The 11,437-nt window shown below is 62.3% G+C and carries 12 protein-coding genes; 6 read left to right on the top strand and 6 right to left on the bottom strand.

Going from position 1 to position 11,437, the window contains the following annotated elements; genetic code table 11:
- The first annotated feature begins 73 nt into the window (after positions 1 to 73).
- From hpxW to hpxZ, 4 genes are read left to right on the top strand one after another with little or no spacing between them, the layout of a single operon-like run.
- On the top strand, positions 74 to 1,657 hold the full coding sequence (gene hpxW / locus ACI2JR_RS06955; RefSeq protein ID WP_132727203.1) for an oxamate amidohydrolase: 1,584 nt from the start codon (positions 74 to 76) through the stop codon (positions 1,655 to 1,657).
- 9 nt (positions 1,658 to 1,666) lie between these two features.
- Positions 1,667 to 1,855 (top strand): oxalurate catabolism protein HpxX, encoded by a 189-nt coding sequence (gene hpxX / locus ACI2JR_RS06960; protein WP_132727206.1) that lies wholly within the window; start codon positions 1,667 to 1,669, stop codon positions 1,853 to 1,855.
- Positions 1,852 to 3,249, top strand: a complete 1,398-nt coding sequence (locus ACI2JR_RS06965) for an AtzE family amidohydrolase (protein ID WP_462478203.1) — start codon at positions 1,852 to 1,854, stop codon at positions 3,247 to 3,249. Before hpxX ends, ACI2JR_RS06965 begins: the two co-directional genes overlap by 4 nt.
- Positions 3,246 to 3,632 carry an oxalurate catabolism protein HpxZ gene (hpxZ, locus tag ACI2JR_RS06970; RefSeq protein ID WP_132727212.1) on the top strand — a complete coding sequence of 129 codons (387 nt, stop codon included), beginning with the start codon at positions 3,246 to 3,248 and terminating at the stop codon, positions 3,630 to 3,632. The genes ACI2JR_RS06965 and hpxZ overlap by 4 nt, the downstream gene beginning before the upstream one ends.
- Before the next feature lie 99 nt (positions 3,633 to 3,731).
- Here the strand turns inward: hpxZ and puuE are convergent, their stop codons facing one another.
- The 3 genes from puuE to ACI2JR_RS06985 are packed head-to-tail and all read right to left on the bottom strand — an operon-like array spanning position 3,732 to position 6,140.
- Positions 3,732 to 4,664, bottom strand: coding sequence for an allantoinase PuuE (puuE, locus tag ACI2JR_RS06975; RefSeq protein ID WP_132727215.1), 933 nt, complete (start codon positions 4,662 to 4,664; stop codon positions 3,732 to 3,734).
- A gap of 10 nt (positions 4,665 to 4,674) precedes the next feature.
- The gene (gene hpxA / locus ACI2JR_RS06980; RefSeq protein ID WP_132727218.1) at positions 4,675 to 5,424 is read right to left on the bottom strand and encodes an allantoin racemase; all 750 of its coding nucleotides are present in this window, start codon (positions 5,422 to 5,424) and stop codon (positions 4,675 to 4,677) included.
- A complete protein-coding gene (locus tag ACI2JR_RS06985; RefSeq protein ID WP_132727221.1) occupies positions 5,424 to 6,140 on the bottom strand; it encodes a GntR family transcriptional regulator in 717 nt (238 codons plus the stop codon). The genes hpxA and ACI2JR_RS06985 overlap by 1 nt, the downstream gene beginning before the upstream one ends.
- 144 nt (positions 6,141 to 6,284) lie before the next feature.
- On the opposite strand from ACI2JR_RS06985, the gene ACI2JR_RS06990 reads away from it, so the two are divergent.
- Positions 6,285 to 7,781, top strand: coding sequence for an NCS1 family nucleobase:cation symporter-1 (locus tag ACI2JR_RS06990; RefSeq protein ID WP_462478204.1), 1,497 nt, complete (start codon positions 6,285 to 6,287; stop codon positions 7,779 to 7,781).
- Positions 7,782 to 7,882: 101 nt separating this feature from the next.
- Complete coding sequence (gene guaD, locus ACI2JR_RS06995; protein ID WP_462478205.1) at positions 7,883 to 9,196, top strand: guanine deaminase; 1,314 nt, start codon at positions 7,883 to 7,885, stop codon at positions 9,194 to 9,196.
- 52 nt (positions 9,197 to 9,248) lie between these two features.
- Here guaD and uraH read toward each other — a convergent pair whose 3' ends face one another.
- Genes uraH through ACI2JR_RS07010 form a run of 3 tightly spaced genes read right to left on the bottom strand, consistent with a single transcriptional unit; the run spans position 9,249 to position 11,435 of the window.
- Positions 9,249 to 9,575: a hydroxyisourate hydrolase gene (uraH, locus tag ACI2JR_RS07000; protein ID WP_132727230.1), complete on the bottom strand. Its 327-nt coding sequence runs from the start codon at positions 9,573 to 9,575 to the stop codon at positions 9,249 to 9,251.
- Positions 9,572 to 10,072: a 2-oxo-4-hydroxy-4-carboxy-5-ureidoimidazoline decarboxylase gene (gene uraD, locus ACI2JR_RS07005; protein ID WP_462478242.1), complete on the bottom strand. Its 501-nt coding sequence runs from the start codon at positions 10,070 to 10,072 to the stop codon at positions 9,572 to 9,574. The genes uraH and uraD overlap by 4 nt, the downstream gene beginning before the upstream one ends.
- On the bottom strand, positions 10,050 to 11,435 hold the full coding sequence (locus ACI2JR_RS07010) for a nucleobase:cation symporter-2 family protein (RefSeq protein ID WP_132727232.1): 1,386 nt from the start codon (positions 11,433 to 11,435) through the stop codon (positions 10,050 to 10,052). The genes uraD and ACI2JR_RS07010 overlap by 23 nt, the downstream gene beginning before the upstream one ends.
- Positions 11,436 to 11,437: the final 2 nt, after the last annotated feature.

Here is an 11,437-nt window from a genome sequence, read left to right on the forward strand (position 1 = left end):
AGCTGAAACTTTACTTTCAAAGTGGAACAGCTTTTGCAAACCTCATTGCACGATTGGATCATGAGGACAACCCATGCAGAGTAATGTATCCGCCCACGGGATGGCTGTCGCCCCCCATCATCTGGCAAGCCAAAGCGCGCTTGCCGTACTGCGCGAAGGCGGAAGCGCAATCGAGGCGATGGTGGCCGCCGCGGCGACTATCGCCGTGGTCTACCCGCATATGAATGGCCTGGGCGGCGATGGTTTCTGGCTGATTGTGCCGCCGGAAGGCGAGCCCATCGCCATAGATGCCAGCGGCGCGGCGGGTTCTCTGGCGACGCCGGAGGCCTATGCCGGACTGGCGCATATTCCGCACCGCGGCCCGCAGGCGGCGCTGACCGTCGCCGGTACCGTCAGCGGCTGGGATGAGGCCCTGAAGGTATCACACTCGCTGACCGGGAAAGCGCTGCCGCTGGGCCGCCTGCTGGAAGATGCGATCGGCTATGCGGCCGATGGCGCGCCGGTAACCGCGTCTCAGTCCAGCGCCACCGCCAGTAAATTCGCCGAACTCCACGACCTGCCGGGCTTCGCGGAGACCTTCCTGGTCAACGGCCAGCCGCCGGAAACCGGCAGCCGTTTTTATCAGCCGGCGCTGGCCGCCACGCTGACGCGGCTGGTCGAAGAGGGTCTCGATAGCTTTTATCGCGGTCCGCTGGCGGAGCGACTGGCTGAAGGGATGGCAACATATGGGCTCCCCATCACCCTCGATGACCTGCAGCGGCATCACGCCCGCCGCCCTGCGCCGCTGAAACTTGCGCATCAGCACGGGGAGCTGTGGAACCTGGCGCCGCCGACGCAGGGGCTGGTCTCGCTGGCGATCCTCGGTATTACCGATCGGCTGGCAATGGATCAAGCCGATGACGCGCAGACCGTGCATCGGATCGTCGAGGCCACCAAGCTGGCCTTTGCCCTGCGCGACGCCCATATCACCGACCCGCAACATCTTGCTGTCGATATGCAGAGCCTGCTGGATCCGCAGGCGCTGCAGCAGATGGCCGCGCAGGTCGATGACCAGCGCGCCGCCCCGTGGGGAGCGGGGAAAGGCCCCGGCGATACCGTGTGGATGGGGGTGATGGATAGCAGCGGGCTGGCGGTTTCCTTTATTCAAAGTCTCTATCATGAGTTCGGCAGCGGCGTCGTGCTGCCGGATAGCGGGATTGTCTGGCAAAACCGCGGGGCGTCGTTCAGCCTCGACCCCGCCCACCTGCTGGCGCTGGCCCCCGGTAAACAGCCGTTCCATACCCTCAATCCCGCCGCCGCCCGCCTCCGCGATGGCCGGGTGATGGTGTATGGTTCGATGGGCGGCGACGGGCAACCGCAAACCCAGGCGGCCATCTTCACCCGCTATGTCCTGCAGGGCGTTCCGCTGCAGGAGAGTATTTCCCGGCCGCGCTGGCTGCTAGGTCGCACCTGGGGGCAAACCTCAGACTCGCTGAAGCTGGAGGGGCGCTTTACGCCGCAGAGCATCGCCCGCCTGCGGGAGCTGGGTCATGACGTCGAGATCCTGCCCGATTTCAGCGAAGCCATGGGCCACGCCGGCGCCATCGTCCGCCACCCCAACGGCCTGTTTGAAGGGGCCGCCGATCCACGCAGTAACGGCGCAGCCGCCGGATATTAGGAGTTAACCATGAAGACCACGATCCCCGACTGGAATACCTACCTGGCGCAAATGGAACAGATCCTCGCGCTGGAGCTGGACGACGCCCGCCGCGGCGAACTGCAGCTGCAGTTCAGCCGCATTGCCGCGATGGCCGAACCGCTGATGGCCTACCCGCTCGATCAGCGCCTGGAGATTGCCGGAGTGTACAAAGCATGAAGCTCAATGAGATGACTATCGCCGATATTCAGCGCGCGCTGGCCGACGGCGAGCTGAGCGCCAGAGAGATGGCCCGCAGTACCCTGGACGATATTGCGCGGGTTAACCCCCAGCTCAACGCCTGGACCCAGATCACCGAACGGCGGATGCTCGCCGAAGCCGATCATATTGACGCCCTGCGCCGGGCAAAGCAGCCGCTGCCCGCGCTGGCGGGGATCGCCTATGCGGTAAAAAACCTGTTTGATGTCGCCGGTGAAACGACTCTCGCCGGTGCCCGGCTATTCAGCGCCCAGCCGCCTGCCGCCGTGGACGGCTGGGCGGTCCGCCAGATCCACGCCGCGGGCGGCCTGCTCTCCGGAATGCTGAATATGGACGCCTACGCCTACGGGTTTACCACGGAAAACAGCCACTACGGCGCCACGCATAATCCGCACGATCTGCAACGCATCGCCGGCGGCTCATCCGGCGGTTCGGCGGCGGCGGTTGCCGCCGGGCTGGTTCACTTCTCGCTGGGTAGCGACACTAACGGCTCGATCCGCGTTCCAGCCTCGTTGTGCGGGATCTTTGGCCTGAAACCGACGTTTGGCCGTCTGTCGCGCGCCGGTAGCCACCCGTTCGTCGCCAGCCTCGACCATATTGGCCCGTTTGCCCGTCACGTCGACGATCTGGCAACGGTATACGATGTCCTGCAGGGGCGCGATCCTGACGATGATTTTCAGGCCGATCGCGCCGTTGCCCCCACCAGCCACCTGCTGGAGCGCGGTGCGGAAGGGCTGCGCTGCGGGGTGCTCGGCGGCTATTTTACCCGCTGGTGCGATGACGATGCGCGTGCCGCGGTGGCTCGCGTCGCCCAGGCCCTCGATGCCCGGGAAGAGCATCTGTTCCCCGAAGCCGAACTGGCGCGTTCGGCGGCGTTTATTATCAGCGCCTCCGAAGGGGGCAACCAGTACCTGCCGGCGCTGCGGCGCGAACCGGAGCGCTTTGAACCGAATTCGCGGGAACGTCTGCTGGCCGGAGCGATGATCCCCTCCGCCTGGTACCTGCAGGCGCAGCGTTTTCGCCGCCATGCCCGCCAGGCGGCAAGAACCCTATTTGCCCACGCCGATGTGCTGATCGCCCCGGCAACGCCGTGCAGCGCCACCGTCATCGGTGAGCACACCATGGAAATCAACGGCCAGGCGTTGCCGATTCGCGCCAGCATGGGCATGCTCACCCAGCCGATCTCTTTTTTAGGGCTGCCGGTAGTTACGGTGCCGCTACGCACCGCTGCGGGACGGCCTATTGGGGTGCAGCTGATTGCCGCGCCGTTTAATGAACAGGCCTGCCTGCGCGCGGCGCGTGTCCTGGAAGCAATGGGCATCAGCGATGCCCGACCTGCGGAGAGAGCAGCATGATGAATCAGGATAATATTAACCGGCCGCTGGTGCTGGCCGAAGTCACGGCGGCCTTTTATCGCTATGAAGAGGCTCTGATCAGCAACAACATTGAAGTGCTGGATGAGCTGTTCTGGCACGATAAGCGCACGGTGCGCCTGGGCGCCGGGGAGAACCTCTACGGGATCGATGAAATTCGCGCCTTTCGCGCCGCTCGCCCGGCGGCGGGGCTACAGCGCGAATTACGCCATACGGTGATCACCACCTTTGGCGAGGATTATGCGGTGTGCAGCACCGAGTTTACCCGCGCAGGCAGCGATCGCATCGGCCGCCAGCAACAAACCTGGGTCCGTTTTCCGTTTGGCTGGCGCATTGTCGCCGCGCAGGTCAGTTTGCTGAGCTAACCTCGCGCCTCGCCCGGCTGACGCTGCGCATAGCCGGGCTACCGCACAATCCGCCGACCCGGTTTCCCGAGTCAGCCGCTGGCGCCGGGGAAACCGACACTAAGGCCGGTATGGATGCACCTGCCGCCAGTGATCGGCGATCTGCTGACGGGTGCAGACCCACACCCGTTCATGCTCCTGCACATAATCCAGAAAACGCTGCAACGCCCGGAAGCGCCCCGGGCGGCCTAACAGCCGGCAATGCATGCCGATCGACATCATCTTCGGCGCCTGCTCCCCCTCGGCGTACAGCACATCAAAGCTGTCTTTCAGATAGGTGTAAAACTGCTCGGCGGTGTTGAAGCCCTGGGCGGTGGCGAAACGCATATCGTTGGCGTCGAGGGTATAGGGGACGATCAGATGCGGCTTGCGCGAACCGTCGCCGCACTGCACCTCGGTCCAGAAGGGTAAATCATCGCCATAGTAGTCGCTGTCGTAATCGAAACCGCCGTGCTCAACCACCAGCTGACGGGTATTGGGGCTATCCCGCCCGGTGTACCAGCCGGTTGGCGGCTTGCCGAACAGGTCGGTTAAGACGTGCACCGCCTTGTGCAGATGCTCGCGCTCCATGTCGATATCCATATGCTGATAGTGGATCCAACGCCAGCCGTGGCTGACCACGTCGTAGTCGGCGGCTTTAATCGCCGCCACGATTTCCGGGTGACGCGCCAGCGCCATCCCGACGCCAAACACGGTCAACGGCAGCCCGCGCGCGCGGAACGCCTGATGGATGCGCCAGAATCCGGCGCGACTGCCGTATTCATATAACGAGTCCATCGACATATGGCGATCGGGATAGCTGGCCGCGCCGATAATATCGGAGAGAAACTGTTCGGATCCCGCATCGCCGTGCAGGACATGGTTTTCCGCCCCCTCTTCGTAATTGAGTACGAACTGCACGGCGATGCGCGCCTGGTTCGGCCACTGCGCGTGCGGCGGCTGACCGGCGTATCCTCGCAGGTCGCGAGGGTAATTCTGTTCTGCTGACGTCATCTCCCACCCCTTAAATTGAAAATGTATTCAATGCCTGAAATTTACCGCTCAACGTTTTCGCCTCCGGGAACGCTAAGTCTCCCCGCTTGCTGGTCGACAGACCCAGCGCCACCAGCGACTCGACCATCTTCACCGCCGCGCTGACGCCATCGATCACCGGCACCTGCAGTTCGCGGGTCAGCTCCTGGGCCAGCGTCGCCATCCCGCCGCAGCCCAGCACGATGGCCCCGCAGCCGTCCTCTTTTAATGCCCGGATACAGCGCGCGCGCACCTTCTCCTGCGCCAGGCCGCTGCCGTCTTCCAGCGCCAGCACCGGCAGGTCAATGGCGTGCAGCGCGGCGCAGTGGTCCTGAAAACCATACTGCTGCAGCAGATGGCGGGCGATAATCAGCGTGCGCGGCAGCGTGGTGACGATGGAAAAGCGGGTCGCCACCAGCGTCGCCATATGCATCGCCGCTTCGGCAATGCCGATCACCGGCCCCTGCGCCAGCTCGCGCGCGGCCAGCAGCCCCGGGTCGCCAAAACAGGCGATGATGTGGCCCGACACGCCCTGCTGGCGCCCCGCTTTGATCTGCTCCAGCACGCCGACGGCGGCAATCGCCTCATCAAAATGACCTTCGATGGACGGGACGCCGTCCTGCGGACAGACCGCGACGATATCGGTCCCCGGCGCGGCGGCCGCCCGAGCGGCGGTGGCGATGGTTTCGGTCATCCCGACGTTGGTGTTGGGATTAATCACTTGTATACAGAGTGCGGCCATTACGGCTCCTTGTAACCGGCAAACAGCCGGGCGAAATCAGGCAGGCATTCGCCAGCGCGTTCAAAACACAAGCTGGCGACGATATGTTCAAAATGGTGCGTCAACGCGGCGCTGAGAGCCGGCAGGGCTTTTTCCCGCAGCAGGCCGACGAGCTGTTGATGATCGTCGCAGCGGCAGCCCTGGCGCCACGGCGCCCCCCAGGCGGCAATCACCAGGGAAGAACGCTGACTCAGGCGGGTAACCATTTCGGTCAGCACCTGGTTACCGGATATCGCCTGCAGCTGGATGTGGAAATCGGCGGAGTAGCGGATCGCCGCCGGGCCATCGTAGGCTTCATGCGCCTGCTGCTCCTGGTGAATAATCGCCTCCAGCGCCGCCAGATGCGGCGGCTGACAGCGGGCGAGCACCTCGGGCAGATTCGCCACCTCCAGCAGCGCACGGGTACGGAAGATCTCCTGCGCCTCTTCCACCGTCGGGCTGGCCACCTGTGCACCACGTTTGGGCGTTAATGTCACCATTTGCACAGCATTGAGTCGTTGCAGCACTTTACGGATCCCGGTCCGGCTCACGCCAAACGCCTCCGCCAGCGCCTCTTCCGGCAATTTGCTGCCTGGCAGCAGCTGATGTTCGACAATCGCCGTCATCAGGGCCTGATAGATGGATTCATCCTTGTCATGCAGTTCTGCCGCGGCCTGCAGACGGTTTTCATTACGCATTCACCCACTCCGGATTTACTTTTTGATATCCAATCGTATACATAAAATAAATTTCTTGTATACAAAATTAACCATTCTGGCCTGAATCCTGCAACAGCTGCTGTCAGCAACGTACAAGGGTTTTCATTCAGAGGAGCAGGTTTCATGCCAAATAGACAAAATACCCATCAGGTTAAGGGCGCTGACTCCACCGTCGGCTACAGTCCACGGCTGTGTAATGAGGATCTGGCGCCGACGCGCGACCAGAACTGGAGCTGGTACAACATCTTTTCTTTCTGGATGTCGGATGTGCATAGCATGGGGGGCTATGTGGTGGCGGCGAGTTTCTTCACCCTCGGGCTGGCCAGCTGGCAGGTGCTTCTCTGTCTGCTGGTGGGGATTTGCATTGTCCAGCTGTGCGCGAACCTGGTGGCGAAGCCTAGCCAGATGGCGGGCGTGCCCTATGCAGTGATCTGTCGCCAGGCGTTCGGCGTCTTCGGCGCCAATATCCCGGCGGTGATCCGCGGGCTGATCGCCTTCGCCTGGTACGGCATTCAGACCTATCTGGCGGCCAACGCGCTGATGCTGGTGCTGCTCAAATTCTGGCCTGCGCTGGCGACATTAACCGCAGCCACCTTCCTTGGCCTGTCGCATCTCGGCTGGCTATGTTTCGCCACCATGTGGCTGCTGCAGGCGATGGTTTTCTGGCACGGAATGAGCGCCATTAAGCGCTTTATTGATATCGCCGGACCGGCGGTCTACGTGGTGATGCTGGCGCTGGCGGGCTGGATTGTATACAAAACCGGATTCGACGGCATTTCCTTTACCCTGGCCAGCAAATCGCTGACCGCCGGCGAGCAGACCTGGCAGATGATCACCGCCACCGCGCTGGTGGTCTCCTATTTCTCCGGCCCGCTGCTGAACTTCGGCGACTTCTCACGTTACGGGAAAAGCATGGGCGAAATCCGTCGCGGTAACCGCTGGGGCCTGCCGTTCAACTTCCTGCTGTTTTCGATCGTCACCGTGGTGATTGTCTCCGGCACCCAGTCGTTGTTCGGCCGGATGATTACCGACCCGATTGAAACCGTCAGCCGCGTGGGTAACGATCTGGCGGTCGCCATTGGCCTGCTGACAATGATTACAGCCACCATCGGGATCAATATCGTCGCCAACTTTGTCTCACCGGCGTTTGACTTCTCCAACTGCTCGCCGCAGAAAATCAGCTTCCGTACCGGCGGGATGATCGCCGCGGTAGGGTCAATTCTGCTGACGCCGTGGAACCTGTTCAACTCGCCCGAACTGATTCACTACACCCTTGATGTCTTAGGCGCGTTTATCGGCCCGCTGTTCGGCATCCTGATCGTCGACTTCTACCTGATTAAGCGCGGACAGGTTTCGGTGGACGACCTGTTTGATGACTCGCCGAAAGGCAAATACTGGTATCGCAACGGCTTTAACCCAAAAGCGATTGCCGCCCTGCTGCCTTCGGTCGCCATCGGTTTGATCATCAGCTTTATCCCGGCCCTGCATGAAGTGGCCAACTTCAGCTGGTTTATCGGCGTGTTCCTCAGCGGCGTCGCCTATCGCTGGATTGCCCGCGACGAGCGTCAGGCCGCCGGCGCGTCACGTTTCCACGCCGGCGTCGTGGCCCAGAAAGAGTAACCCCTCCGGCCGCGGTCCTCGCCGCGGCCTGTTCACTTCAGGCAAACTGGCATTGTTCTTGCTCTATAAGTCTGTCTTCACGGAACTGATAAGGCTGCACCATGATTGAATACCACACCGCCCTACGCGGCGCGTTTTTTGATATTGCCCAACCGGCCGAGAGCGCTGACGATATCGCCCGCCATGCGCGTTATCTTGACGATGGCATCCTGTTTATTCACGAGGGCAAAATCCAGGCGCTGCTGCCGTGGCAGGTGGGCGAGGCGTATCTGCATCCGCGCAAGGGCTACACCGACCTGCGCGGTAAGCTGCTGCTGCCCGGCTTTGTCGATGCGCACGTCCATTACCCGCAGACCGAAATGATCGGCGCCTTCGGCGAACAGCTGCTGGAGTGGCTGACCACCTACACCTTCCCGGTGGAAAGCCAGTTCGCCGATGAAGCCTACGCCGCCGAGATAGCGCAATTTTTTGTCAACCAGCTGCTGAGCCACGGCACCACCACCGCGCTGGTCTTCTGTACGCTGCACCCGGAGTCGGTCGATGCGCTGTTTAACGAAGCCCTGCGGCTGAATATGCGCCTGCTGGCCGGCAAGGTGATGATGGACCGCCATGCGCCGGATTATCTGACTGAAACCGCCGAACAGAGCTACCGGCAGACCCGCGAACTGATCCAGCGCTGGCACCAGCGCGGCCGCCTCGGCTACGCCATCACCCCGCGCTTTGCCCCCACCTCCACGCCGGAGCTGCTGGCGGCGGTTCAGCGGCTGCGGGAAGAGTTTCCGGATACCTGGCTCCAGACCCACCTGAGCGAAAACCTCAATGAAGTAGCGTGGGTGAAGAGTCTGTGGCCGGAGCATGAGCACTACCTGGATGTGTACCATCACTATCAGCTGACCGGCGAGCGCAGCGTGTTTGCCCACGGGATCCATCTGGCGGACAAGGAGTGGCGGTGCCTGCATGAGACCGGCTCGGCGATCGCCTTCTGCCCGACCTCAAACCTGTTTCTCGGCAGCGGGCTGTTCCGGTTGCCCGCCAGCTGGCAGCAGAAGGTGCGCATCGGCATCGGCAGCGACGTTGGCGCGGGCACCACCTTCAGCATGCTACGTACCCTCGGCGAAGCCTACAAGGTGGCGCAGCTCCAGAGCTACCGCCTGCGCGCCAGCGAAGCGTTTTATCATGCGACGCTGGGGGGCGCCCGCGCCCTGCGTCTCGATGACAAGATCGGTAATTTCCAGCCCGGTAAAGAGGCCGATTTTGTGGTTATCGACCCCGCGGTAACGCCATTGCAAAAACTGCGGATCGGCCGCTGTCAGGAGGTGTTTGAGCGGCTGTTTGTGCTGATGACCTTAGGCGATGAACGCAATATCAGCGAGACATGGGTCAATGGCGAGCGCGTATGGCAGGGGGATATCTGATGGTAATGCCCGGCGCAGGCGTGACGACCTGAGCCGGGCCGCAGGGTTCAGACTAGCTCCCCCGATAGGTTGACCAGCCGCCGGGGGCGATCAAAAACGGCAGATGAAAATGGTCATCCGCCGGTTCATCGATAACAAAATCAATCTGCGCCCGGGGATACAGCGTCCGGCGACCGTCGCGCGCAAACCACGCCCCCAGCTCCGCCACCAGCTGATAAGCGCCGGGACCGAGCGCGCCGGGCGCCAGCTCGCCAATGCGGCCATGGCTATCGGTCACGCCGGCGGCGAGGCATTGCCCCTCCCGCAGCAGGCTCACCGCGACGCCTTCGGCGGGTTTACCGGTCGAAATATCGAGAATATGGGTGCTCAGCGTATTCATGGGCCAACGACTCCTGTCAGTCTTAATAAGGTAATTTCACGTAATTGCGCCAGCGCCGCCTGAACCTCTTGCGCCTCGCTGTGCTGCAGGCGCTGGGTCAGCGCCTGCAAGATCTCTTCCCCGCTGCGCCCTTTGGCGCGAATCAGGAAAACCCGGCCAAAGCGGGCTTCGTAGCGGGCATTTCCCTCTTTCAAAGCCTCGGCGAGCAGCGCATCGTCGGGGTTGACCGCCGACTGTTCCTGGCGCGACAGCGCGGCGTGCGCCTGCTCCCCGGCCGCTCTCTCACCGATCCGCGGATGGGCGCTAAGCGCCTGCGTCAGCTCCGCCTCCCCCCAGCCCCGCATACTTTCCTGCGCGCAGGCCGTCAGAGCGGAAAGGCTTGGGTACGGACGTCCCGCCACCAGCGCCGCGGTCCACGCGGGAATCGCCACGCAGGGTTCCAGAAGGCGCACGGCGTCCGCGTGCGCCAGTTGATTAAAGTGATTGAGCGCGATCATCATTGCTCCCTGGCGTTACCGCCGCTACCGCGGTTTTTTCTTCCGCAAGAACCAGATTCAGGACAATCGCCACCAGCCCGCCGCTGGTCGCCGCCGAGCCAAACAGGTTGCCGACGATCGGCGGGAAGTGAGAGAGAAACGCCGGAACCGCTTCAATACCGAGACCAAAACCAAACGCCAGACCGACAATCAGCATATCGCGACGGGTGAGCGGCGTCTGGGTAATGATACGGATCCCCGCCGCCACCACGCAGCCAAACATCACCATGGTGGCTCCGCCTAATACCGGGGTGGGGATTTGCCGCAGAATCTCGCCAAACGGCGGGAACAGCCCCAGCATAATCAGGATCGCGCCGATATAGCGCCCGACGTAGCGGCTGGCGACGCCGGTCATCTGGATCACGCCGTTATTTTGCGCGAAGGTGGTATTCGGAAATGCACAAAGCATGGCGGCCACCATGCAGCTGATACCGTCGGCGAGGATCCCGCCTTTCAGCCGCGAGCGGAACGCGCCGTCATCAATCGACTGATGGGAGATCAGGCAATTGGCGGTCAGATCGCCCACCGCCTCCAGAATACACACCAGCGAGACCAGCGCGATGGGTAAAAAGATCGCGCTGTTAAACTGGAAGCCAAAGGGGAACAGCGCCGGTAAGCGGAACCAGCTCTCGCCGATCGGGCTGAGATGAAACTTGCCGCTCAGCGCCGCGGCCGCGCAGCCGACGGCAATCCCCACCACCACGGAGGAGAGACGCAGCCAGCGGTTTTTGGCGCAGCTCAGCAACACAATAACCCCCAGCGTCCCGGCCCCCAGCGCAATATTGCCCGGGCTGGCAAAATCTTTCGCCTGTTCGCCGCCGCACCAGTTAATGACGCTGACTTTGATCAGGCTGATACCAATCAGCGCAATCACGCTCCCGGTAATAATCGGGGTGAACAGCTTCTTCAGCGGCTCAATAAACCGGCTGACGATAACCGGCACCAGTGCGGCAACAAAATTAACGCCGAACAGCATCGCCATAATATCCTGCGGACCGCCGCCCTGCGCCTTGACCCACATCCCTCCGGCGATAGCGACGCCGAGAAAGGCGAAGCTGGTGCCCTGCATACAGATCATCCCGGCGCCGATGCCCCAGATGCGGTTGGACTGCAGAAAAGTGCCAATACCGGAGGCCAGCAGCGACATGCTGATCAGATACGGCAGCCATTCGCCGAGCCCCAGCGTAGCGCCAATAATCAGCGGCGGGGTGATTATTCCTACCAGCCCCGCCAGCACATGCTGCAGGGCGCTGAAGAAGGCCGGAAGGGGCGGGATCCGCTGCTCCAGGCCGTAAAGTAAGCTGCTGTTCTGGTCATCAGACATGT

The organism is Klebsiella sp. NPDC088457 (genome assembly GCF_044900465.1).
GTDB lineage: Bacteria > Pseudomonadota > Gammaproteobacteria > Enterobacterales > Enterobacteriaceae > Klebsiella.

Excerpts from the sequence above, each read along its gene's own strand:
- hpxW (WP_132727203.1), top strand. The coding sequence starts at position 74 with ATGCAGAGTAATGTATCCGCCCACGGGATGGCTGTCGCCCCCCATCAT.
- hpxX (WP_132727206.1), top strand. The coding sequence starts at position 1,667 with ATGAAGACCACGATCCCCGACTGGAATACCTACCTGGCGCAAATGGAA.
- ACI2JR_RS06965 (WP_462478203.1), top strand. The coding sequence starts at position 1,852 with ATGAAGCTCAATGAGATGACTATCGCCGATATTCAGCGCGCGCTGGCC.
- hpxZ (WP_132727212.1), top strand. The coding sequence starts at position 3,246 with ATGATGAATCAGGATAATATTAACCGGCCGCTGGTGCTGGCCGAAGTC.
- puuE (WP_132727215.1), bottom strand. The coding sequence starts at position 4,664 with ATGACGTCAGCAGAACAGAATTACCCTCGCGACCTGCGAGGATACGCC.
- hpxA (WP_132727218.1), bottom strand. The coding sequence starts at position 5,424 with ATGGCCGCACTCTGTATACAAGTGATTAATCCCAACACCAACGTCGGG.
- ACI2JR_RS06985 (WP_132727221.1), bottom strand. The coding sequence starts at position 6,140 with ATGCGTAATGAAAACCGTCTGCAGGCCGCGGCAGAACTGCATGACAAG.
- ACI2JR_RS06990 (WP_462478204.1), top strand. The coding sequence starts at position 6,285 with ATGCCAAATAGACAAAATACCCATCAGGTTAAGGGCGCTGACTCCACC.
- guaD (WP_462478205.1), top strand. The coding sequence starts at position 7,883 with ATGATTGAATACCACACCGCCCTACGCGGCGCGTTTTTTGATATTGCC.
- uraH (WP_132727230.1), bottom strand. The coding sequence starts at position 9,575 with ATGAATACGCTGAGCACCCATATTCTCGATATTTCGACCGGTAAACCC.
- uraD (WP_462478242.1), bottom strand. The coding sequence starts at position 10,072 with ATGATCGCGCTCAATCACTTTAATCAACTGGCGCACGCGGACGCCGTG.
- ACI2JR_RS07010 (WP_132727232.1), bottom strand. The coding sequence starts at position 11,435 with ATGTCTGATGACCAGAACAGCAGCTTACTTTACGGCCTGGAGCAGCGG.